Origin of the sequence: Devosia insulae DS-56, assembly GCF_000970465.2 — a bacterium.
GTDB classification, from domain to species: domain Bacteria; phylum Pseudomonadota; class Alphaproteobacteria; order Rhizobiales; family Devosiaceae; genus Devosia_A; species Devosia_A insulae.
Genome location: NZ_LAJE02000176.1, coordinates 1 through 23032, shown reverse-complemented (window position 1 = coordinate 23032; position 23032 = coordinate 1). Strand labels below are relative to the sequence as shown.

The following is a 23032-nucleotide window of genomic DNA, read 5'->3' as shown; positions in this document are numbered from 1 at the left end:
CCGGGGCGCAGGTGCGGAGGAGGGATCGAGTAGCGGAGCGAATGGACGCTGCCACGACTAGGAAGCACGCGGTCAGGGTGGGCGAGGGAGAGGGGGCGCAAGGGCATGGCGAGACGGGCCTGCGGGCCTGGCGGCGTCGGCGCTGGGCGCACCGGCTCTTCTGCAACAGGGGGTGTCTCGGCCACGGCCTCTTCCGCTGCCTCGGCCGCCTTGCCGCTCGCCGTCGTCGCGGCAGCCGGCTTCTCGGCCTCCCGCGCCGTAAGCTCGATGACCGGCGGCTTGACGGGCCCGGACTTGCGTTCAGCCATGCGGCACTTCCTTGCTTAGCTTCATGGGTTTTGGTCGCGGGCGAACGACAAGGCAAGTCCCATCATCGCCTCCTCGCTGGGATGGTCGCAAAGCCCGACCCGCACGAAATGGGCATCGAGCAGCGGCGCGGCAACCGCCTCGGACAAGCAAAGCACGCCGAAGCGCGCCCGCGCCGGCCTTTCGAGGCCGCGCTCCACCAGCCGCACGAAGGTCTGCGCGGTGCGCTTGGAATAGAATAAGGCCGCCTCGATCTCGCCGGCGCCGAGCCGCTCGGCGAGGCCATCGGGGAGCTCCGTCACCGGGTTCATCGCGTAGATTTCGGCGGTGATCACCATGCGCCCGAACGGCGCTAGCGATTTGCCGAGATAGGCCGACATGTCGCGTGCCGCCGGGTAGAAGATCGGCCCCGCCAGCGGCGCGTGCGCCAACAGCTCCACCAGGTCGGCGAAGGCGCCGTCGGCGCTGGTCACTGTCGCGAACCCCATGTCGCGCGCCAGCGCGGCCGTGCGGTTACCGACGGCGTAGACGGGAAGCGCGCGGTAGCGGGCGAGCACGCCGCGCTCGTCCAGCGCGCGCAGCGCATTGGCGCTGGTCAGCACCAGGCCGGCAAAGCCTTTTGGGTCGGGAAGGCTGACGTCGAGTGTCTGGTGCACCAGCAGCGGACACGGCACGCCCTCGATCCCGAGCGCACCAAGCCTTGCGGCGGTATCGCTCGCGTCGGGGTCTGGCCGGGTCACGAGCATCTTCAAGTCGAGCCTATCCTTTGAACTGCCGCTGGAACTCCGGCCCTGCCTGCTCCAACAGCGTCGCACCCAGTTGCGTTCCGAGTTTGGCGGCGTCCGCTGCCGCACCTTCAACCGACCCACGATAGAATTCGCGGCCATCGGGGCTGAGGATTTCGGCGGTCAACCTGCACGAAACCCCATTCAATTCGGTAAACGCCCCGATCGGAGTTCGACACGAACCGTCGAGCGTGGCGAGCAGCGCCCGCTCGGCCGCGAGGGTAGTGGCGGTCGGCGCATGGTTCAGTACCGCCACCAGTTCGGCGGTTCGCGCATCGGCCTCGCGGATCTCGATGCCGATGGCGCCCTGTGCCGGCGCCGGCAGGAAATCTTTGGGGTCGAGATAGGCGGTGATCTTGTCCTGTTTGCCCAGCCGGTTGAGACCGGCGACCGCCAGCAGCGTCGCATCCGCCACCCCGGCTTCGAGCTTGTTGAGCCGCGTATCAACATTGCCGCGGAACTGCACCACCTCGAGGTCGGGCCGCACCCGCAGCATCTGCGCCGCGCGGCGAATCGAGGACGAGCCAAGCTTCGCCCCCTCTGGCAGGGCATCGACACCTGGGTACTTCAGCGAGACGAACGCATCGCGCACATCCTCGCGCTCGAGAAACGCCGCCAGCACCATGCCATCGGGCAACCACGACGCCAGGTCCTTGCTCGAATGGACGCCGAGATCGACCTCGCCGGCGGCCAGCGCCGCCTCGATCTCGCGCGAGAACAGCCCCTTGCCGCCGGCTTCGCTGAGCGGCCGGTCGGTGAGCTTGTCGCCGCTGGTGGTGATGACGCGGATCTCGATCCGCTCTGCGGCCACGCCATGCGCTTCGGCCAACAGCCGCTGCGTCAGCTGCGCCTGGGCCAGCGCCAGCATGGAGCCCCGGGTCCCGATGCGGAGGAACGGCGCCGATTGCATTTCAGTTCATACCTATTGTAGGCCAAAGCCGGGCTGGGCTTACCCCTTAGACAGGTAGCGGACAAGTTTGATGAGAGTGCTCGGCATCGAAACCAGCTGCGACGAAACCGCCGCCTCGATCGTCGAGCGCGATGCGAGCGGGCACGCGACGATCCTTTCCAACATCGTGCGCAGCCAGCTCGAGGAACACGCGCCCTATGGCGGCGTCGTCCCCGAGCTCGCGGCGCGCGCCCATGTCAGCCACCTCGATCACATCATCGCGCGCGCCGCGGCGAGCGCCGGAATCAAACTCAACGAGCTCGATGCGGTCGCCGCGACTGCCGGCCCTGGGCTGATCGGCGGTGTGCTGGTTGGTCTCACCACTGCCAAGGCGATCGCGGCGGCGCTCGGCAAGCCGCTGATCGCGGTGAACCACCTCGAGGCGCATGCCCTCACCGCCCGGCTGACCGATGGCATCGCCTTCCCATACCTGATGCTGCTGGTCTCGGGCGGGCATAGCCAGTTCGTCCTGGTGCGCGGCGTCGGCGATTACCAGCGCTGGGGCACCACCATCGACGACGCGCTGGGCGAGGCCTTCGACAAGGTGGCCAAGCTCCTCGGCCTCGGCAATCCCGGCGGCCCGGAAGTCGAGAAGCTGGCGAGCAAGGGCGACCCGCGCCGCTTCAACTTCCCAAAACCGCTGCTCAAGGAAGATCGGCTGGATTTCTCCTTCTCGGGGTTGAAGACCGCCGTGCGCCTTGCCGCCGAGCAGCAGGCGCCGCTGACTGACCAGGATGTCGCCGATATCTGCGCCAGCTTCCAGCGCACCGTGGCCGAAATCGTCGCCACCCGCGCCCGCTCGGCGCTGGAGAAATACGCCGTAGAGCTCCCCGGCCAGCCGCTGCGGCTGGTGGTCGCCGGCGGGGTCGCCGCCAACCAGGCCATCGGCGCGGCGCTGCGCGAGGCGGCCGACAATGCCGGCGCCACGCTGATCATCCCGCCGATTCCGCTCTGCACCGACAATGGCGCGATGGTCGCCTGGGCTGGGGCCGAGCGGCTGGCGCTCGGCGCCGCCGACCCGCTCGATGTCGCCGCCAAGGCGCGCTGGCCGCTCGACAGCGCCGATATGGGGCTAACCCATGGCGCTTGAGCGCGTCGCCGTCGTCGGGGCTGGCGCCTGGGGCACGGCGCTGGCGCAAGCCGCCGCCATTGCCGGGCGCGACGTGACGCTGGTCGGCCGCGACCCCGCGGCGATCGACGACATCAACCGCAATCGGCGCAACAGCGCCCATCTGGGTCATCAGCCGCTGTCCGACCGCATTACCGGCGCGTTGGTGCTGCCGGATTCCGACCTCGTCATCCTCGCCGTCCCGGCGCAGGCGAGCCGCGCCGCGCTCAAGCCGATCGCCGCGGCGCTGGCGCATCTGCCAGTGGTGCTGACTGCCAAGGGGCTTGAGCACTTGACGCTCAAGCGGCAGAGCGAAGTGCTCGTCGACGTGTCACCGACCGCCATTCCCTATGTGCTGAGCGGCCCGAGCTTTGCTGTCGACGTCGCCGCCGGACGGCCCACCGCCGTCACCCTCGCCGGCGACAACGCGGAAGCGACGTCGGCCGTCGCCGCCGCCCTCGCCGGCCCGACCTTCCGGCTCTATGCCGCCGACGACCGGCTCGGCGTCGAGTTGGCCGGCGCCCTGAAGAATGTTTACGCGCTCGGCTGCGGCGCCGTCGATGGCGCCGGGCTCGGCGCCTCGGCGCGCTCGGCGCTGCTCGCCCGCGCCTTCGCCGAACTGACCCGGCTCGTCGTCCGCATGGGCGGCAGCGCCTCGACCCTCACCGGGCTCGCTGGCCTCGGCGACCTGACGCTGAGCTGCACCTCGACCCAGTCGCGCAACTACCGCTATGGCGCGAGCCTCGGCCGCGGCGAGAGCCCCGGCGCCGAGCTTGCCGAGGGCGCGCTCACCGCCCCCGTGGCGAAACAGCTGGCCGACCAACTGCTGATCGACGCCCCGCTCATCGATGCGGTAAACCTGCTGCTCGGCGGCACCACCACCATTACTGATATCGTAGCCGGCCTCATGTCGCGGCCGCTCAAACGGGAGGAATGACTTTGCTTTATGCCTTGATCGCGCATGACCGGCCCAACGGCCTCGCCCGCCGCCAGGAAGTGCGCCCCGAACATTTGAAGCATCTCGACAGCCTCGGCAGCCGCCTGGTGCTCGCCGGCCCGTTTCTCGACGACAATGGCGACATGACCGGCTCGATCGTGGTGATCGAAGCTGAGAACCTCGAAGCCGCGCAGGCGACTTTCAACAGCGATCCGTTCGTGGTGAAGGGCGTGTTCGATCAGATCACCATCAAGCGCTGGCATCTCGGGATCAACAACACCAACAAGTGAGGCGGCGATGGCCTACTGGCTGATGAAATCGGAACCCGACGTCAATTCCTACGATGACGTGGTGGCGCGCGGCGTTCCCGAGGAGTGGCACAGCGTGCGCAACTACACCGCGCGCAACAACATGAAGGCGATGCAGCTCGGCGACGAGGCGTTCTTCTACCACTCCAACGTCGGCAAGGAGATCGTCGGCATCATCAAGGTGGTGGCGCTGGCCCACCCCGATTCCACTGCCGAGCCGAACGAGAAGGGCAACATCGTCTGGGAGTGCGTCGACGTGCTGCCGGTAAAGAAACTGCCCAAGCCCGTGACGCTCGAAACCATCAAGAAGACCCCAGAGCTCGCCAACATGGCGCTGGTAAAGCTCTCCCGCCTCTCGGTCGGCCCCGTCACCGAGGCCGAGTGGAAGCTGATCTGCAAGATGGGCGGGCTGTAAGCGCCGGGTATAGGGGTGGCCAGTGCGCTGGCCATCTCCCCAAATCCCCCAAATCGCCGTAAGTTCGGGTTCCGCACTAAGCGGGAGGGGGATCGATCATGCATTTCGCCGTCAATTGGCTGGCCATCGTCGTCGCCGCCGTCGCCAGCATGGGCTTTGGCGCCATCTGGTACAACGTTCTGGGCAAGCAGTGGCTGAGCGCCATCGGCAAGACCCGCGAACAGATGAATGGCGCCGATTGGACGCCCTTCGCCTGGGGCTTCGCCGTGCAGCTGGTGACAGCCTACTTCGTCGCGCTGATCACGCCCGCGCTGTTCGGCTCGACCGATGTGGGGAACGGCATTCTCGCCGGCGTGCACATGTGGACCGGCTTCGTGCTCACCTTCCTGATCCTCAACCACCGCTACCAAGGTCTGCCCTGGAAGCTGACCGCCATCGATGGCGGCTATGGCCTCGCGGTGCTGGTGATCCAGGGCATCGTCATCGGCCTGTTTGGCGGCGCCGCGTTGCCGGCGGCAGCCTAGGCGAAGGGGTTCACGATGCGCAGGCGGCCGGCGATCAGCTGGCCGTCCTGCCGTCCTTGCTGCGAGAGTTTGCTTCCTCGCGGTCGAACTTGAAATCCGCCGGCAGCGAGCCGCGGAGAATCTCACGCAACCTCTTGATAGCCTTCTGCCTCTCTTCGGGGCCGAGAGGGAGTTCCCCTTCAGGCACAGGAGCCTTGTCGTCGCTTATTGCAACCTCCTCAAAAGTCAGCCGTAAGGCCTTTGATTTCCCAATCGCCGTAGCGGGCCGGATCGAGGCCGCCGCGGCCGCCTTTTTCGCGTTTGCCGGCGGCGGCCTTGGCGTCGATTTCGGCGCGGCGGGCCGCGGCTTCGTCGAGGGCCCGCTGCGCCGCAGGGGTGAGCGGGGACTTCGCTTGTGGGGTTTCGTCCATCAGGTTACCGTTTCGACATGGTCCTTGTGGGGAACCCCACGCCTTCCCATGTACTTTTCAGTTCAGACGCTCACGAGGTACAAGACTTAACGGTAATGCTCAACTTCCTCCGCACTTCGGTCCTGCTCGCTGTCCTCACCGCCATCTTCATGGCGGTCGGCTACTTTGTCGGCGGCACCGGCGGCATGTGGATCGCCTTCATCATTGCCGCGCTGACCAACCTCTTCGCCTACTGGAACTCCGACAAGATGGTGCTGCGCATGCAGAACGCCGTCGAAGTCGATCCGCGCTCCCAACCTGACCTCTACAACACGGTCGAGGCGCTTTCGCAGCGCGCCGGCATCCCGATGCCAAAACTCTATGTCATCAACACCGAGCAGCCCAACGCCTTCGCCACCGGCCGCAACCCGCAAAACGCCGCGGTGGCGGTGTCGGCCGGGCTGCTGCGTTACCTCGAGCCGCGTGAAGTCGCGGCGGTGGTGGCGCATGAACTGGCCCATATCCGCAGCCGCGACACGCTGACCATGACGATGACCGCCACCATTGCTGGCGCCATCTCGATGCTGGCGCAGTTCGGCCTGTTCTTCGGCGGTGGCAACTCGCGCGACAATCCGCTCGGCCCGATCGGCGTGCTGATCGCGGTGATCGTCGCTCCGATCGCCGCAGCTTTGGTGCAGATGGCAGTGAGCCGCACCCGCGAATACGAGGCCGACAAGGACGGCGCCGAGATCTCCGGCGACCCGCTGGGGCTCGCTTCGGCACTCAACAAGATCAGCCAGCTGGCGCGGCAAACCGTCAATGTGCCGGCCGAGCGCAACCCGGCGCAGGCACACATGTACATCTTCAACCCGCTCAACGGACAGCGTATGGACAACCTGTTCTCGACCCACCCCAACGTCGAGAACCGCATTGCCCAGCTGCAGCGCCTCGCCGGCGAAATGCAGGTTGATCGCACCGGCCGGCGGCCCGCGCCGCAGCCCGCGGCCGACGATACTGTCCCCCGCAATACCGGCGGCGGTTGGCGCGTCCCCTCGACAGGCTCGAGCGAGAATGGCAATAGCTCGCGCGGACCCTGGGGCTGAGCCACTTGAAGAAACAGAAACACCCGCCTGGACTGAAGCTGAGGCTGCTCGCAGCCGACCGGCTCGATCAGGTACTGAAGGGGGCGAACTTCGCCCCCTTTTCGCACGCCGAGATCGAGGATGGCCGCGACCGCGCGCTGGCCAACAAGCTGGTGACAGTGGCGCTGCGCCGCCACGGCCAGCTCAACCTGATGATCGCGCGCTTCCTCGACCGCGGCATCCCGAAGAAATCCGGGCCATTCGAGGCGATCCTCAGGCTCAGCCTGGCGCACCTGGTGTTCCTGCCCGAGCTGGGCGACCACAGTGCCATCTTCCTCGCGGTCGAGGCCAGCAAGCGCGACACCCGCAGCCAGCATCTCGCTAAGCTGATGAATGCCGTGCTGCGTCGCGCCCAGGGCGAGGCGCATGCGCTGCGCCATCTGCCCTACCAGGCGCTGTTCCCCGAGACGCTCGGCCCGCTCTGGCGCGACAGCTATGGCGAGGACGCGCTAGAGGACTTTGCCGACGCCCTGCTCGATGGCGCCCCGCTCGACCTGACGCTCAGATCGGTCGAGCCCGAGCTGATCGAGGCGCTAGGCGCCGCCCCGGTGCTCGCCGATACCGTCCGTATCGACGAACGCGACCGCCCGGTCGAGGCCCTGCCCGGCTTCGAGGCTGGCCGCTGGTGGGTGCAGGACGCCGCCGCCGCCATCCCGGCACGGCTGCTTACCCTTGCCCCCGGCGCCCGCGTGCTCGATCTTTGCGCCGCCCCCGGCGGCAAGACCGCCCAGCTGATCAATGCCGGCTACGCCGTCACCGCCATCGACAACGAGCCCGATCGCGTCGCCCGCATGGCGCAGAACTTTGCGCGCCTCGCCATGACGCCGGAAGTCGTCACCGCCGATGCGTTGGCCTGGGAGCCGGCGCAAAAATTCGACGGCATCCTGCTCGACGCGCCCTGCTCGGCCACCGGCACCTTCCGCCGCCATCCCGAGGTGATCTGGCACCGCAACGCCGCGGATATCGCCGGGCGCGTCGCCCTTCAGCGCCGGTTCATCGAGCGCGCCCTAGGGTGGCTCAATCCCGGTGGCGTGCTGGTCTACTGCGTCTGCTCGCTCGAACCCGGCGAAGGCGAAGAGCAGGCCAGCTGGCTCGCTGCCCATGACGACGTCGTGCCCGACGCTATCGGCGCCGACGAACTGCCCGGCCTCCCCGGGGCCGTCACCCCAGAGGGGTTCGTCCGCACCCACCCCGGCATGCTGGTTCCTGGGGATAAGGGCGGCACTCTCGACGGGTTCTTCGTTGCGCGCTTCCGGCGCCGCTAGGATAGTGTCACCGGCTCTTGGCAAGCTGTCCGCGCGGGCCTATCAGAGCCCGCCGGCCAAACGTATGTGAGGACGTAGACTTGGCACATTCGCTGCGTTTCCTCGCACGCCGCACCTTGCTGTCCGCGGCCGATCATATCGTCACCAATCCGCTGATCCGCTGGACCTGGACCGGCCCGAGCAATGACGACCTGATCGGCGCGCTCGCCGAGTTCCGGCCCACCGACCGTGAAACCATCCTCGAGATGATGCAGGGTCGCTACCTGCTGGCGTCAAAACTCGTCGACACGCACGGCGTCTCGCCGTTTTCGCTCGAGGTCGACCACGACGACTGGCAGGACGACCTGCAAGCCTTCGCCTGGCTGCGGCATTTTCGCGATGCCCGCACCGACGAGGAGCGCCGCTTCGCCCGCACCATGACGCTCGACTGGATCGGGCGCGAGGGCCAGTTCAGCCGCGACAGCTGGGGGCCGGCCCTCACTGCCCGCCGCGTGCTCAATTGGCTGCGGCACTACAACCTGCTCATTGAGGGCGCCTCACCCGAGCAGACCCAGCAGATCGCTCGCTCGCTCTCCACACAGATCTCGTCGTTGAAAATCCGGGCGCTGCTCGCCACCGATCCGGTGGATGCCCTGCTTGTCGCCATCGCACTGGTTGGCGTGGCGCTCTGCTCCGACCGGCCCAATGCTGAGGTCGAGGCTCGGGTCCGCCACGTGCTGAACCTGGTCGACACCCAGATCGACGAAGACGGGCTGCATCGCACCCGCTCGGCCAAGATCCAGATCCAGCTGTTGATCGAGCTCATCACCATCAAGCTGGCGCTGCGCCGCGACCACGAACAAGCCTCGCGCGATCTCGAAGAGCTCACCGAGAGCATGCACCGGGCGCTCGACGCCATCTCGCTCGGCACTGGCGAGCCCGCTTATTTCAACGGCACCGGCCAGATGCCGCATGACCTGATCGTCGCTATCCAGGCGCAGAGCGCCGCCCGCGCCCGCCAGACCGGCACTGCCGGCGGCTATGGGCGGCTGATCGCCGGCCGTTCCATCGTCGTCGCGGATTCGGGCCTCGTCGCCGATCCCGAGTTCACCGCCCACGCCCATGCCAGCGCCATGGCCTTCGAGTTCAGCCACGGCCGCGACCTCGTGGTCTGCAATTGCGGGCCGGCACCATCCGACTATGACGATGCGCTGCTGTTCCGCCAGGGCATCGCCCACTCGGCGCCCACCATCAACGCCCAGTCGGCCGCGGCGGTCGCGCCCTCCGGCCCGCTGGCCGGCCGGCTGCTGCCGCTCGGCCGCCCCAGCGAGATCGAAGCCCGCAGCGCCGACGACACGCTGATCATCACCTCGCATGGCTATGCCGAACGCTTCGGCGTCACCCTCGAGCGCCACCTGACACTGCTCGCCGAGGGCAAGACTCTGGTCGGCCAGGATCGTTTCGTGCGCCATCGCAGCCGGGTCTCCGGCGCCGCCGCCATCCGCTTCCACCTCGCCCATCAGACCGAAGTACAGCTGACCGACGACCTGATCCGGTTGCGTCTCAACTCCGGCGCGGTTTGGACTTTCCTCTGGGAAGGCGCCGAGATGCGGATCGAGGACAGCGTGCGGCAGTCCGCCTATTTTGGCTTCCACCGCACCAAGCAACTGGTGCTCGATACGCTCGTCTCCGACGCCAGCGAAGTGAGCTGGATTTTTACCCTCGAAGAGAACTGACCGGGTACCTTTCCCGAATACCTTCCCAACGTCAGCCGTTTCTGCAATAAGGCCCGCGTTCGCGCGACTGGCGAGAAGAGATGGGCCACCATCGGGGAACGCGAACCACAGCTGCCGCTCGCCTGGGCCCCCCTTCAACCGTGACGGAGCCCCCATGTCCAACGCCATTATTCCCATCAAGCGCGCCCTCCTCAGTGTCTTCGACAAGACCGGGATGGCCGATTTTGCCAAGGCGCTGGCCGGGCTCGGCGTCGATCTGGTCTCGACCGGCGGTACCTCCAAGCTCATCGCTTCGACCGGCGCTGCGGTACGCGACATCTCCGACCTGACCGGCTTCCCCGAGATGATGGACGGCCGGGTGAAGACGCTGCACCCCAAAGTGCATGGCGGGCTGCTCTCGGTGCGCGATAACCCGATCCACCAGGCCTCGATGGATGAGCACCAGATCGGCGCCATCGACCTCGTGGTGGTGAACCTCTACCCGTTCGAGGAAACCATCGCCAAAGGCGCCTCCTACGACGAGACCATCGAGAACATCGATATCGGCGGCCCGGCGATGATCCGCTCGGCGGCCAAGAACCACGCCTATGTCACCGTCATCGTCGACCCCGCCGATTATGACGCGGTGCTCGAGCACATCCGCGCCTCGGGCGGCGTGCCATACGAGCTGCGCCAGCGCCTCGCCGCCAAGGCCTATGCCCGCACCGCCGCCTATGACTCGGTGATCTCGAGCTGGTTCGCCAGAACCCTCGACTATGCCGAAATGCCGTACCGCTCCTTCGCCGGCCGGCTGAAGGAAGTGATGCGCTATGGCGAGAACCCGCACCAGTGGGCCGCCTTCTACACCACTGGCGAGCAGCGCCCCGGCGTCGCCACGGCCCGCCAGGTGCAGGGCAAGGCGCTGAGCTACAACAACCTCAACGACACCGACGCCGCCTTCGAGCTGGTGTCGGAATTCGACCCGGCGGTGCCGGCCGTCGCCATCATCAAGCACGCCAACCCTTGCGGCTTTGCGATCGGCGCATCGCTGATCGAGGCTTACCACCTGGCGCTGCGCACCGACCCTGTCAGCGCTTTTGGCGGCATCGTGGCGCTGAACCGGACTATTGACGGGCCGACTGCCACCGAGATCGTCAAAGTGTTCACCGAGGTGATCGTCGCGCCCGACGCCACCGAGGAGGCGATCCGCATCATTGCCGCGAAGAAAAACCTCCGCCTGCTGCTCACCGGCGCCCTCGCCGACCCCAAGGCCGGCGGCCTGACGGTGAAATCGCTGGCCGGCGGCCTCTTGGTGCAGGGTCGCGACGATCGCAATGTCGACGACACCGAGTTCAAGGTGGTGACCAAAAAGCAGCCGACGGAAGCCGAGCTGCGCGACCTGAAGATCGCCATGAAGGTCGCCAAGCACGTCAAGTCGAACGCCATCATCTACGTCAGGGACGGCGCCACCGTCGGCATCGGCGCCGGCCAGATGAGCCGGCTTGATTCAAGCCGCGTCGCCCACCGCAAGGCCATCGACGCCGCCGAAGCTGCCGGTATCGAGGGCGCCCTGACCGCCAACTCGGTCGTCGCCTCCGACGCGTTTTTCCCGTTCCCAGATGGTATGCTGGCGGCGGTCGAGGCCGGCGCCACCGCGGTGATCCAGCCCGGCGGTTCGATGAACGACCAGGCGGTGATCGACGCGGCGGACGCCGCCGGCATCGCCATGATCATGACCGGGATGAGGCACTTCCGGCATTGATCAACGCAGCACTCGTAGGCCGAGATAGCGTTCGAACGGCTCGAAGTCGCGATCTCCATGCAGCAGGTGGTGACCGTTCTCGATGCAGTAGGTCGCGATGGCAAGGTCGGCGAGGGTTCTGATGGTAATGCCGCGCCGTCGCAATGAGCGGTAATACGCGGCGGCGATGTATGCCAGGCGGGGATTGAGCATCGACGCTATCCCATAGGCGTCAAACTTGCGCTGGAGTTGGACGGCGTCTTTCTCGCTGTCGATGCCGCGAAGCAGTTCGAGGACAATGATGTCCCCCACCAGGATTGCGTGGGGAGCAAGCGCCCTGAACCGAACGACTTCCTCGGTGTGGAGATCCCTGAAATGATCGATCCACACTGAGCTGTCTACGACGATCACTTTCCGGGCTCGTAGGCTGGGCCATCTTCTTCGAAAGCCGGCGCTTCCCAGCCAATACCACGTGTGCTTTGAACGATGTCTTGCATGAGCATGGCTCGAGTGTAATGGCGCATGGCCTCTTCGACGGCTGCCTTCTTGGTGGCCTTGCCGCTGGCCCGCATCGTGGCCGCCATCAGTTCATCGTCTATGTCGATGTTCGTCCGCATCAGAACCTCAATGTGTAAAGATGGACACAACTATACACATCGCTTCCCGCCCGCTCAACTTCCCGCGCCAGATCCCGAGAAGGCCGGTGGCGACCGATAGCCGCGACACCGTCATCCCACCCTGGTCAGCCCCTGGACTGCCGCAGCCACCCCGTCGATCTCCTCAAGTTGCACCCTGAGCAGGTCGGCCAGCGCCCGGTCGAGCGTCATGCGGTCAACAATCATTTCGCATGGATGACCGAGAGGCCGCCACGCATCTCGTCGAGGTCGCCGTTCCAGCCCTTGCCGGTCATCTCGTTGATCATCTTACGCAACCGGTGGGTCTTTGCGACTCGCAACAGCGCCTCTTCGACCGCGGCCTTCTTCGTGGTTGCTCCAGTGACTTTCATCACCTCGGCGAGCAACTCGTCATCAATATCGATGTGTTACGCACCACGGCCTCGATGTGTATGATCGAACCGAAGTATACACATCGCGCTGTAATTTCAACTTGCTCGTGCCAGATCCCCGAGCAAGCCCGCCGCCACGCTCAGGCGCGACACCGTCATCTCACCCTCGGTTAGCCCCTGCACCGCGTCGGCTACCCGAGCGATCGCCTCGGGCTGCGACTCGCGCCAAGCTTGGAGCCGCTTGTCCACCGCACCATTATTGGTCGCCAGCGCGTCTGCCGTGAGGTCGCGCTGGGCTCGCAACAGGTTGGCAAGCGCCCGGTCGAGTGCCATGCGGTCGAACTTGTCGCCCAGCACGATGGCGTTCCCCTGTTCGATCACCCGGCCGAGCTGGAACGTATCGAGCACGCCGAAAAAGGCGATGGCGGTATCGGCCACCGGTGTCCGCGTCCGCTCCGCCACCAGGACGATATCGGTCCCCAGCGACAGCACCGGCAGTTCGGCGAAACGCCGCGCCATCTCGCGCTTCACCCCGGCAGCTTCCAGCCGGTTCGTCCGCTCGCTGATGGTGTTCTCGAGGTAGCTGCCGAGCAAACTGCCGATCATCGCCCGCACCTGTGCGATGCCGTCCTGATAGCGATCGACCAAAGGCCGCAGCCCATGCTCGAACCGCCCGTTCCTCAAAAACCACAGCGTCTCGCGCTTCAGCAGCGCCTGCACTTCGGCATAGAGCGTCAGCTGGGTTTTGCCCGGCACGGTACCGTCAAGCCCATCGATGTCGCGGTTGAGATCGGGCGTGCCATAAACGTCGCGCGCTGCCGCATAGGCCGCCGCCACCTGTCCGGAATCGGCGCTCGAGGCCGCCATCATCTCGTTGACGAATCCCGGCCCGCCGCGATTGATCATGGCGTTACTGAGCACCGTGGCGATCACCTCGCGGCGCAGCCGATGGTTAGTGACGGTGTCCTCAAACGTCTCGATCAGCCGGTCGGGGAAATAGCGATAGAGCTCGCGCCCCAGATACGGATCGTCCGGCACCCCAGTCTTCAGGAGGTCCGCATTGGCGACGTTCTTGGCATAGGCGAGCAGCACCGCCAGTTCCGGCCGGGTCAGCCCCTTGCCGCCCTGCGCCCGATGCCGGAGCGCGGCGTTATCGGGCAGAAACTCCACCGCCCGGTGCAGCTCGCCCGAGGCCTCCAGTCCCTCGATCAGCGCTACATGTTCGGGAAAGGCCGCGAGCCCGCGTGCTTCCTCGACGCTCAGCGCCAGCGTCTGCAAATAGTTGTTCTTCAAGCATAGCGCCGCTACCTCGTCGGTCATCGAGGCGAGGAACTCGTTGCGCACCTGCGTGGTCAGCTGGCCGGTGCGGGTAAGCGCGCCGAGCGCGATCTTGATGTTCACCTCGAGATCGGACGAGTTCACCCCGGCCGAGTTGTCGATGGCATCGGTGTTGATCCGTCCGCCCTTCAGCGCATATTCGACCCGGCCGAGCTGCGTCACCCCGAGGTTGGCGCCCTCGCCCACCACCAGCGCCCGGATGTCGGCGCCGCTGATACGCACCGCATCATTGGCCTTGTCGCCGGCCTGCGCCTCGGTCTCGCTGCTGGCCCGCACATAGGTACCGATGCCGCCGAACCATAACAGGTCGACCTGCGCCTTGAGGATGGCGCGGATCACGTCGTTCGGCGTCACCGCGTCGGAGTTGAGCCCCAGCGCTTTGCGCGCCTCGGCGAACAGCGGCACCGTCTTGACGCTGCGCGAATAGACCCCGCCGCCCTTCGACAACAGCTCCGGGTTGTAGTCCTGCCAGCTCGAGCGCGGCAGCTCGAACAGCCGCTGCCGTTCAGCGAGGCTCACCGCCGGATCCGGGTCCGGGTCGATGAAGATGTCGCGATGGTCGAACGCCGCAATCAGCCGCGTCTCAGGCGACAGCAGCATGGCATTGCCGAACACGTCGCCGCTCATGTCGCCGACCCCGGCCACGGTGAATGGCGTGGTCTGGATGTCGCGGTCGAGCTCGCGGAAATGCCGCTTCACCGCCTCCCAGCCGCCACGCGCCGTGATCCCCATCTTCTTGTGGTCGTAGCCGGCCGAGCCGCCCGAGGCGAAGGCGTCGCCGAGCCAGAAATCCCGATCGACCGCAATGGCATTGGCAGTGTCGGAAAAGCTCGCCGTGCCCTTGTCGGCGGCAACCACCAGGTACGGATCGTCGCCATCGCGCCTGATCACATCGGGCGGCGGCACCACGGTATCGACCTCGAGATTGTCGGTGACGTCGAGCAGCGTCGAGACGAAGATCTTGTAGCAGACCGTCCCTTCGCGCAGCACCGTCTCGCGGTCAGCGCCGAGCGGCGTCTGCTTGGGAACGAACGCGCCCTTTGCCCCGACCGGCACGATAATGGCGTTCTTCACCTGCTGCGCCTTCACCAAACCGAGCACTTCGGTGCGGAAATCCTCCGGCCGATCCGACCAGCGCAAGCCGCCGCGGGCGATCGGCCCGAAGCGCAGGTGCAGGCCCTCGACCCGCGGCGAATAGACGAAGATCTCGCGATAGGGTTTTGGCTCCGGCAGCGCCTCCACCTTCGAACAATCGAACTTCAGCGCCAGCGCCGGCCGCCGCGCGCCCGACTGGTCGCGCTGGTAGGCATTGGTGCGCACCACGGCTTCGGTGAGATTGAGGTAGCGGCGGAGGATGCGATCCTCGTCGAGCGACGTGGTGGCTTCCACTGCCGCGGCGATGATCCCGCGCGCCTCGGTGGTGGCGCGCTTGCGGTCCCCAGCGAAATGTGGGTCGTTCTCGGCATGGAACAGGCTCACCAGCGCTGCCGCGACATCGACATGCCGCGCCATCACCGAGTTGAGGTAGTCACGCGAATAGGGGATGCCGACCTGCTTGAGGTAACGGGTCAGCGCCCGCAGCACCTCGACATCGTCCCAGCCGAGCCCAGCCTTCAGCGTCAGCTGGTTGAGCCCGTCGCTCTCGGCTTCCCGCCGCCACACCGCGAGGATGGCCGTCTCGATCCTTTCGCCCTGCGCCCGGTCGTCGAGATCGAGCCCATCATCGGCCTCGAGCAGCATGTCGTGCACATAGGTCTCGGCGTCATGCAGCGGCTTCACCAAAAAGGTGTCCTCGTCGATCACCCGGAAGCCGAAATTCTCCAGCATCGGCACGCGATCGCTGAGCGCGATCGGGCTGCCCCGGTGGTAAACTTTCAGGCCCAGGGCGCTGCGGCCTTCGCGCGCCCCGAGCCGTAAGGCAATCGCCCGCTCGTCCGGCAACAACCGGATCACCGCGATATCGCCAAGCGCCGCCTCAGCCGAGTGCACTGCCTGGTAGTCGGGCGGGAAGGCCTCAAGATAGTCGGCAATCGCCGCCGTATCCTGCACCGCCGCCACCAGCCGGTCGCCGAAGGTACGGATCCGCTCCGCCACCCCCTGCTCCAGCTCGTCGCGGGGCGGCGTCGGCGTCACTCCGCCATTGCGCCCGATGATGAAGTGCACCCGGACCAGCTCGCCCTCAGGGAAGCTCGGATAGAACGCCGAGACTCGCCCCTCGTAGACTTCGGCCAGATAGCTGCCGATCACCGCCCGCACGTCGGAATCGTAGCGGTCGCGCGGCACGAACACGAGGATGGAGACGAAGTTGTCAAAACGGTCGATGCGGCTCAGCACCCGTACCCGGGGGCGGTCGACGAGGCTCGCGATCGTCGTCGCGAACTCGTAGAGCTGCGGCTCGGAGATCTGGAACAGCTCATCGCGCGGAAACGTGTCGAGCGCATTCATCAGCGCCTTGCCGGCATGGCTCTGCGGATCCTGGCCGGCCTCGCGCAGCACCTCGGTGATCTTCTTGCGGATCAGCGGCACGTCGGTATTGGGCGCCGCCAGCGACATCGAGGTGAACAGCCCGAGGATGCGCAGCTCGCCCGAAGTGGCGCCCTCGCGGTCGTAGAGCTTCACTCCGACATAATCCATGTAGGCGCGACGGTGCACCCGCGAGCGGATATTGGCCTTGCTGACCATGATCGGCGCCGGCTCGGCGAGGAAGGCGAAATGCTGCTCTGTCATTTCGACGTAGTTGGGCCCCGAGCGCAGGAACAGCACGCTGGGGTCCTCGAGGATGCCGAGCTCGCTGTCATGCACCGGCACGAGCTTGGCCGGTGTCGCGACGCCATCGACCTCCGTGGCCGGCTCGAGCCTGTATTCGCGCATGCCGAGGAAGGTGAAGTTGTGCTCGGCCAGCCAGCCGAGGAAGTGCATCGCCTCGGCCACCTGCGCCGGCGGCGCTTTGGGGGCGTGGGCGTGCCAGTCGGCCATCGCTTTTTTCACCCGCGCCAGCATCGGCCGCCAGCCGGCGACCGCCCGGCCGACATCGGTGAGCGTATCGTCGATCTCGCCCTTCAGCGCCTCACGTTGCACGATATCGGCAAGCGGCTCGATCTCGATATGGAGGAAGCTCTCGAGCCGGCTGCCCGGCGTCGGCACCTCGAGCACCCGGTAGGTCGCCGGATCGAACTGCAGCACCGGATGGGTGATGAAGCGGATCACTCCGCCCCGCGCCCGGATCGCCGCGAGCACGCTGTCGACGATGAACGGCATGTCGGCCGAAAACACCTCGACGATCTCGAGCCCACCCGGCTGTTCCGGCGGCACGACGTAGACATTGTGGCTGGCGAGTTCGCGCTTGCCTAACCGGCCATAGGACTTGCGGAACGTCGCTTCCAGCGCCTCGGCGGGATAGAGGGCGAGGTCTTCGGGGTCAGTCGCCTCGGCCACCGCCCTGAGGAAGCGCGCGAAGCTCGGCTCGGACGACTGGTAGCCCTCTGACCGCGCAATCAGTGCCGCACGCGTATCGACAGCCGCCGCCTCATTCATCGCGCAACTCCCCGTCCCCCAGTGACAGGACTCTGCGTCCGGCCGCCGCTGTTGTCGAGTGGCCACAACACAAGACGATGACGGTAAGACCTTGTGAGCATCCCGCTGCCATAGTCCGAAAATCCTCTCGTCGACGGCCCGCCATGTCCGATGCCCCCTCCGATCTTCGCGCCCTGCTGCGCACTGGCCTCAGCCGGTCGCTGGCATCGCTGCTGATCAAGGTCGCAACCGCCGGGCTGACCTACCTGATGTATGTGGTGCTTTCGCGCACCATGGGCGCCGCCGAATACGGCTATTTCGCCTTTGGCCTGAGCCTCGCCACCATGCTCGCCATTGGCGCCTCGATGGGCCAGCAGACCGCGATCCTCCGCTACTGGCCGGAAGAGGAGGTGGCGAACCGCCACGACAAGGCGCTGTCGGCACTGCGCTCGGGCGGCGCGCTGACCCTAATCGCCGGCCTCGTCCTTACCGCACTCACCATTGCCGGGGCCGCGGCGGCCGGCCTGTTCGGCGGCGCGACCTGGCACCTCTATGCCGCCGCGGCGCTGATCCTGCCGATGGCCTTCGCCGAGTACTGGTCCTCGGCGCTCCGCGCCCAGGGCTCGGTATGGACGGCGCTGGCGCCGCGCGACGTGCTCTGGCGGGTACTGACGCCGCTGGCCATCGTCTTGCTGTTTGCCTTGAACGCCCCGCTGAGCGGCTGGCAGGCGCTGCTGCTGACCGCGGTGCTGCTGGCGGTGGCGCTGGCGCTGCAATATGCCCTCGCCCGCCTCCGGCGCTACGAGATCGCCCTGGGCTTTTCGACGCTGCGCCCTTACTGGCGCGAGCATGGCACGGCGAGCCGCTGGTTCCTCATCGGCACGGTGATCGATTCCGCCGCGCTCAACATGGACACCATCTTCATTGGCCTCCTGGTCACCGCCGAGGCAGCCGGCATCTACTTCAATGCCTTCCGCACCGCCGGACTGCTGACGCTGTTCATGTTCGCCATTACCCTCGTGGTCGCGCCGATGGTGTCGCGCCACTACCATGCCGGCGAGATCAAACAGGCGCAGGCGATCACTGCATTGTGTGCCTGGGCCGGCTTCGCCTTCTCGCTCGTGGTATTCCTCGGCTACCTGATCTTCGGCAACCAGATCCTTGCGCTGTTCGGCGATCACTCCACCGCCGGCTACTGGGTGCTGATCCTGCTCAGCGTCGGGCTGCTGTTCGATGCCGCCACCGGCCCGTCGCGCATCGTCATGATGATGACCGGCCACGAGCGCGATTACGTACGGATCTGGGGCGCCATCATGCTGGCCGGCCTGTTGCTCGAACTCATGGTGATCCCGGTTTTCGGGCTGATCGGCGCAGCCGCCGTCAACGCCCTGTCGCGTGCCGTGGCGCAGCTGGCCATCGCCCGCTGGAACCGCCGCCATATCGGCATCGACACCACGCTCCTCGGCGCCTTCCGTGTGCGTGGGCTGCCCGATGCACCCGCCCGCATGGCACCCTTGTAAACTCTGTGCCCTCCGCCAATCTTGACCTGACAGGCGAGCGGGGCTTAGAACGCCCCGTTACTCCCTTAACCCCGAGTGGAACCTCCAGCAAAAATGGCCGGCAGAACTCTGTACGATAAGATCTGGGACGATCACCTTGTTTCCAACAACGAGGATGGGACCAGCCTTATTTACATTGATCGCCACCTGGTCCACGAGGTGACGAGCCCACAGGCCTTCGAGGGCCTGCGGATGAACGGCCGCAAGGTCCGGGCGCCTGAGCGCACCCTCGCCGTGGTCGACCACAACGTCCCCACCACCGACCGTTCGCTGCCCAATCCGGATCCGGAAAGCGCCATCCAGATCGCCGCGCTGGCCGAGAACACCAAGGATTTCGGCATCGAATATTACGATCCCTTCGACAAGCGTCAGGGCATCGTGCACATCGTTGGCCCGGAGCAGGGCTTTACCCTGCCCGGCATGACCATCGTCTGCGGCGACAGCCACACCTCGACGCATGGCGCGTTCGGTGCGCTGGCGCACGGCATCGGCACTTCTGAGGTCGAGCACGTGCTCGCCACCCAGACGCTGATCCAGCAGAAGGCCAAGAACATGCTGGTGCGTGTCGATGGCCAGTTGCCCGATGGCGTCACCGCCAAGGACATCATCCTTGCCATCATCGGCGAGATCGGCACGGCCGGCGGCACCGGCCACGTCATCGAGTTCGCCGGCGAAGCGATCCGCGCGCTGTCGATGGAAGGCCGCATGACGGTCTGCAACATGACCATCGAGGGCGGCGCCCGCGCCGGCCTGATTGCCCCTGACGAGAAGACCTTCGAATACGTGAAGGGTCGCCCGCGCGCCCCCAAAGGCGCCGCCTACGACCACGCCGTCGAGTACTGGAAGACCCTCTATTCCGACGCCGATGCGCATTACGACAAGGTGGTGATCCTCGACGCGGCAAAGCTGCCGCCGATCGTTTCCTGGGGCTCGAGCCCCGAGGATGTGATCTCGGTCAATGGCGTCGTCCCCAACCCGGACGACATCCAGGACGCCAACAAGCGCGCCAGTAAGTGGCGGGCACTCGAGTATATGGGCCTCGAGCCGGGCACCAAAATCACCGACATCACCGTCGAGCGCGTCTTCCTCGGCTCGTGCACCAATGGCCGCATCGAGGATCTCCGTGCCGCCGCCAAGGTGGTGGCCGGCCGTAAGGTCGCCGCCGGCGTCAACGCCATGGTGGTACCGGGTTCCGGTCTTGTGAAGGAACAGGCAGAAGCCGAAGGTCTCGACGTGATCTTCAAGGATGCCGGTTTCGAGTGGCGCGAGCCGGGCTGCTCGATGTGCCTCGCCATGAACCCCGACAAGCTGAAGCCGCACGAACGCTGCGCTTCGACCTCGAACCGCAACTTCGAAGGCCGTCAGGGTTTCAAGGGCCGCACTCACCTGGTCTCGCCCGCCATGGCGGCGGCCGCGGCGGTCACTGGCCACTTCGTCGACATTCGCGAGTGGCAGTAGAATAGAGCGAGTAGGGAGTAGCGAATGGCGAATAGTCTGAACGTCATCGCTACTCGCTATTCGCCATTCGCTATTCGCTCATGAACTCCTGGACCGACCGCGCGGCTCCGTCCCTCGACGACTTCGAAGAGATCGCGGCGGCGGCTTTCGTGGCGCTGCCGGCCGAGTTCAAGGCGCTGGCCGGGAACGTCCCCTGCATGGTCGCCGAATTCCCCGATGAAGAGACGATGACCGAGATGGAGCTCGAAACCGAGTTCGACATTCTCGGGCTGTTTCGCGGCATCGGCCTGCCGCAGGGCGGCGCCACGCCGCAGACCGGGCAACTGCCCAACCAGGTCTGGCTCTACCGCCGGCCCATCCTCGACTACTGGGCCGAAAGCGAAACCGGCGAAACGCTGGGCGAGATCATCACTCACGTGCTGGTGCACGAGATCGGCCACCATTTCGGCTTTTCCGACGATGATATGGAAGCCATCGAAGCCGCGGCAGAACGCGAGGGTTGACATCGGTTGGTGCCGATCAACCACCGGGTCATCCCCGCGAAAGCGGGGACCTCCGTTTGCGATGGTGCCGCAGGAGAGAAAACAGAGGTTCCCGCTTTCGCGGGAATGACTCCGTGGGTGCCGAATGATTCAGTCCCGCTGATTCCCATCCCGCGGCACGAACTCATAGTAGTCATCGAGCACGCCCGGACGCTCGTCTTCGACCAGCAGCCCATATTTCTGGCCATCGAAATGCTCGAACCATTCGTCCCAGGCCACCAGGTCGAGCCCGCCGAGCCGGTCGCCATACTGGTTCTCGCCGGCGTTCAGCGCCTGCTGGTCGAACAGGATTCGCAGCACCGGCGGGCCGCCGATCCCGGTTGACCGGTCCTCCATGGCCGGATTGCCGGAGCGCGCCGCTGCCCAGAGCCGGATATCCTCGTGCTTGGTGAGGACCTGAGTCATTTCGATGCCTTTCTGGTCTTCTTGAGTACTGCAGCTTAGCGGGAAAACTGCTTTAGCTTAAGTGGTCGCGGCGCCGTCCGGTTCCAAGTGCCGATCGCCAGCAAACGCCCGGTTCGGACTTGGCTTTACGGCGCTGCTGGCTCAAACTGCGACGGGGCGCCACGGCGCTGCAGGATTGCTGTTAACCAGTTCTTTCGGGGCCACTCTTACTGTCATTCCATCATTAGGGACGCGATTGCAGGGCATGGCCGGAGCGGGCTTCATACTCGCCATCAACCTATTCATTGCCGCGCTGTTTGCGCTGGCCTTCTTCCTGGTCGGCGTCTCCAACCGGGCGGATAAGGTCGCGCCGTTCTTCTCCCTGGCCTACGTCTTCGGCATCCTCTACATCGCCTCGGAATTCATCCTGCCGCGGCAGGATTATCCGCAGTTCGCCTACACCGCCGGCTTTGCCGCCTTCCTCGGCGCCGTCACCGCGGTGACCCTGGGTGTGGCGCGGCGCTATGCTCGCCCGCTGCCCTGGGTCGGCGTCGGCGTCATCGTCATCGTGTCGGTGGCCGCCAACTGGTTCGGCTACACCCTGCCGCACGATACGGTGGAGCGGAACCTGATCTACCAGACGCCCTATGCCGTGATGCAGGCCTGCGCCGCCTGGATCATCCTCGCCTCGCGCCGCCGCCAGCCGATCGATATCGGGCTCGTGGCGCTGTTCGCCCTAAGCGCCCTGCAGTTCCTGTCAAAACCCTTCGCTGCCGTGCTGCTCGGTGGTTCAGGCGACAGCACCTACACCTACCTCGCCACCACCTATGCGCTCTATTCGCAATCGCTCGGCGCCATCCTCCAGGTGGCGACGGGGCTGCTGATGCTGATGCTCTTGGTGCGCGACATGCTGGTCGAAATCACGGCCCGCTCGGAGACCGACCCGCTGTCCTCGGTCTACAACCGCCGCGGTTTCGAGGAGCGTGCGGCCCCCGGCTTGCAGCAAGCTAGCGTGCCCGCGGCGCTGGTGCTGGCCGACCTCGATGCCTTCAAGGCCATCAACGACAATTACGGCCACGACACCGGCGACCAGGTGATCGTCGCCTTCGCGGCGCTGCTGCGCGATACCGCGCCGCCAAAAGCGGTGGTCGGCCGGCTGGGTGGCGAAGAATTCGGGGTGTTCCTGCCTGGCGCCAACCTGGCCGTCGCCCGCCTGCTGGCAGAGACACTGCGCACCGGCTTCGCCGCGCAGTCGGTGGCCGGGCTGCCGCCCTTCGTGCGCTGCACCGCCAGCTTCGGCGTCGCCGAGCGCATGGACGGCGAGAGCCTGTCCGGTCTCCGCCGCCGCGCCGATGCGGCGCTCTATACCGCCAAGCGTGATGGCCGCGATCGTGTCGCGGTGGCCGGCGATCCGCACGCTGACGCGATGCCGGCCCACCCGCTGGCCGGCACCTCGCTCGCCAAGTCTGCCTGACGGATCGCTCCAGTTAGAGCGTCTCACGGACGAACTGCTCCACCCACGGTGTCATCCCCGCCTTCGCGCACTAGTGTCCGGGATTTTTGTTTGTTTGGGGTGGTGCAAGGCAGGCACCGCCAGGTGATCTGGCATAAAATCGAGTTGCGAGACTTGATTTGGAGCCTGCCATGCCATTTGAGCCTAATGGTTTCC

General features: G+C 66.1%; 21 protein-coding genes, 1 pseudogene and 1 riboswitch. Of the genes and pseudogenes, 13 read left to right on the top strand and 9 right to left on the bottom strand.

What is annotated here, in order from left to right:
* The 3 genes and pseudogenes from VW23_RS28565 to hemC all read right to left on the bottom strand — a co-directional run.
* Positions 1-308, bottom strand: a pseudogene (locus tag VW23_RS28565) (hypothetical protein); the annotation flags it as partial.
* A 21-nt stretch (positions 309-329) separates the two neighbouring features.
* A complete protein-coding gene (locus VW23_RS12295) occupies positions 330-1052 on the bottom strand; it encodes a uroporphyrinogen-III synthase (RefSeq protein WP_244513543.1) in 723 nt (240 codons plus the stop codon).
* A gap of 13 nt (positions 1053-1065) precedes the next feature.
* Positions 1066-2001 carry a hydroxymethylbilane synthase gene (gene hemC / locus VW23_RS12290; protein ID WP_069909865.1) on the bottom strand — a complete coding sequence of 312 codons (936 nt, stop codon included), beginning with the start codon at positions 1999-2001 and terminating at the stop codon, positions 1066-1068.
* Between the two features lie 70 nt (positions 2002-2071).
* Here hemC and tsaD point away from each other — a divergent pair, with 70 nt between their 5' ends.
* The 5 genes from tsaD (at position 2072) to VW23_RS12265 (ending at position 5332) form a co-directional block, all read left to right on the top strand.
* Entirely contained in the window at positions 2072-3130 is a 1059-nt protein-coding gene (gene tsaD, locus VW23_RS12285; protein ID WP_069909864.1) for a tRNA (adenosine(37)-N6)-threonylcarbamoyltransferase complex transferase subunit TsaD, read from the top strand.
* Positions 3120-4085, top strand: coding sequence for an NAD(P)H-dependent glycerol-3-phosphate dehydrogenase (locus VW23_RS12280; protein WP_069909863.1), 966 nt, complete (start codon positions 3120-3122; stop codon positions 4083-4085). The genes tsaD and VW23_RS12280 overlap by 11 nt, the downstream gene beginning before the upstream one ends.
* Positions 4082-4375 carry a YciI family protein gene (locus VW23_RS12275; protein ID WP_201788041.1) on the top strand — a complete coding sequence of 98 codons (294 nt, stop codon included), beginning with the start codon at positions 4082-4084 and terminating at the stop codon, positions 4373-4375. Before VW23_RS12280 ends, VW23_RS12275 begins: the two co-directional genes overlap by 4 nt.
* 7 nt (positions 4376-4382) lie before the next feature.
* Complete coding sequence (locus VW23_RS12270) at positions 4383-4808, top strand: EVE domain-containing protein (RefSeq protein ID WP_069909861.1); 426 nt, start codon at positions 4383-4385, stop codon at positions 4806-4808.
* A 98-nt stretch (positions 4809-4906) separates the two neighbouring features.
* Positions 4907-5332 (top strand): DUF1761 domain-containing protein, encoded by a 426-nt coding sequence (locus tag VW23_RS12265; protein ID WP_069909860.1) that lies wholly within the window; start codon positions 4907-4909, stop codon positions 5330-5332.
* A 218-nt stretch (positions 5333-5550) separates the two neighbouring features.
* Here the strand turns inward: VW23_RS12265 and VW23_RS12260 are convergent, their stop codons facing one another.
* On the bottom strand, positions 5551-5742 hold the full coding sequence (locus VW23_RS12260) for a DUF1674 domain-containing protein (RefSeq protein WP_069909859.1): 192 nt from the start codon (positions 5740-5742) through the stop codon (positions 5551-5553).
* A 95-nt stretch (positions 5743-5837) separates the two neighbouring features.
* Here VW23_RS12260 and htpX point away from each other — a divergent pair, with 95 nt between their 5' ends.
* The 4 genes from htpX (at position 5838) to purH (ending at position 11584) form a co-directional block, all read left to right on the top strand.
* Complete coding sequence (gene htpX / locus VW23_RS12255; protein ID WP_069909858.1) at positions 5838-6824, top strand: zinc metalloprotease HtpX; 987 nt, start codon at positions 5838-5840, stop codon at positions 6822-6824.
* A 5-nt stretch (positions 6825-6829) separates the two neighbouring features.
* On the top strand, positions 6830-8128 hold the full coding sequence (locus VW23_RS12250; protein WP_084646005.1) for an RsmB/NOP family class I SAM-dependent RNA methyltransferase: 1299 nt from the start codon (positions 6830-6832) through the stop codon (positions 8126-8128).
* Positions 8129-8208: 80 nt separating this feature from the next.
* A complete protein-coding gene (locus tag VW23_RS12245) occupies positions 8209-9843 on the top strand; it encodes a heparinase II/III family protein (protein ID WP_069909856.1) in 1635 nt (544 codons plus the stop codon).
* Positions 9844-9896: 53 nt separating this feature from the next.
* Positions 9897-9978: riboswitch (ZMP/ZTP riboswitch) on the top strand.
* A 19-nt stretch (positions 9979-9997) separates the two neighbouring features.
* Positions 9998-11584: a bifunctional phosphoribosylaminoimidazolecarboxamide formyltransferase/IMP cyclohydrolase gene (purH, locus tag VW23_RS12240; RefSeq protein ID WP_069909855.1), complete on the top strand. Its 1587-nt coding sequence runs from the start codon at positions 9998-10000 to the stop codon at positions 11582-11584.
* Here the strand turns inward: purH and vapC are convergent, their stop codons facing one another.
* From vapC to VW23_RS12220, 4 genes are all read right to left on the bottom strand, one after another.
* Positions 11585-11974, bottom strand: coding sequence for a type II toxin-antitoxin system VapC family toxin (vapC, locus tag VW23_RS12235; RefSeq protein ID WP_069909854.1), 390 nt, complete (start codon positions 11972-11974; stop codon positions 11585-11587).
* Positions 11971-12180 (bottom strand): type II toxin-antitoxin system VapB family antitoxin, encoded by a 210-nt coding sequence (locus tag VW23_RS12230; RefSeq protein WP_069909853.1) that lies wholly within the window; start codon positions 12178-12180, stop codon positions 11971-11973. The genes vapC and VW23_RS12230 overlap by 4 nt, the downstream gene beginning before the upstream one ends.
* A 221-nt stretch (positions 12181-12401) precedes the next feature.
* Positions 12402-12596 carry a type II toxin-antitoxin system VapB family antitoxin gene (locus tag VW23_RS12225; protein ID WP_280138987.1) on the bottom strand — a complete coding sequence of 65 codons (195 nt, stop codon included), beginning with the start codon at positions 12594-12596 and terminating at the stop codon, positions 12402-12404.
* 69 nt (positions 12597-12665) lie between these two features.
* The gene (locus tag VW23_RS12220) at positions 12666-17441 is read right to left on the bottom strand and encodes an NAD-glutamate dehydrogenase (protein ID WP_069909851.1); all 4776 of its coding nucleotides are present in this window, start codon (positions 17439-17441) and stop codon (positions 12666-12668) included.
* Between the two features lie 143 nt (positions 17442-17584).
* Between VW23_RS12220 and VW23_RS12215 the strand changes: the two genes are divergently transcribed.
* From VW23_RS12215 to VW23_RS12205, 3 genes are all read left to right on the top strand, one after another.
* Positions 17585-18940: a lipopolysaccharide biosynthesis protein gene (locus VW23_RS12215; RefSeq protein WP_069909850.1), complete on the top strand. Its 1356-nt coding sequence runs from the start codon at positions 17585-17587 to the stop codon at positions 18938-18940.
* A 93-nt stretch (positions 18941-19033) separates the two neighbouring features.
* Positions 19034-20437 (top strand): 3-isopropylmalate dehydratase large subunit, encoded by a 1404-nt coding sequence (leuC, locus tag VW23_RS12210; protein ID WP_069909849.1) that lies wholly within the window; start codon positions 19034-19036, stop codon positions 20435-20437.
* Between the two features lie 80 nt (positions 20438-20517).
* Complete coding sequence (locus VW23_RS12205; RefSeq protein WP_069909848.1) at positions 20518-20940, top strand: metallopeptidase family protein; 423 nt, start codon at positions 20518-20520, stop codon at positions 20938-20940.
* Between the two features lie 129 nt (positions 20941-21069).
* Here VW23_RS12205 and VW23_RS12200 read toward each other — a convergent pair whose 3' ends face one another.
* Positions 21070-21384, bottom strand: coding sequence for a hypothetical protein (locus tag VW23_RS12200; RefSeq protein WP_055875237.1), 315 nt, complete (start codon positions 21382-21384; stop codon positions 21070-21072).
* Between the two features lie 244 nt (positions 21385-21628).
* On the opposite strand from VW23_RS12200, the gene VW23_RS12195 reads away from it, so the two are divergent.
* A complete protein-coding gene (locus tag VW23_RS12195; protein ID WP_069909847.1) occupies positions 21629-22837 on the top strand; it encodes a GGDEF domain-containing protein in 1209 nt (402 codons plus the stop codon).
* The last annotated feature ends 195 nt before the right edge of the window (positions 22838-23032 follow it).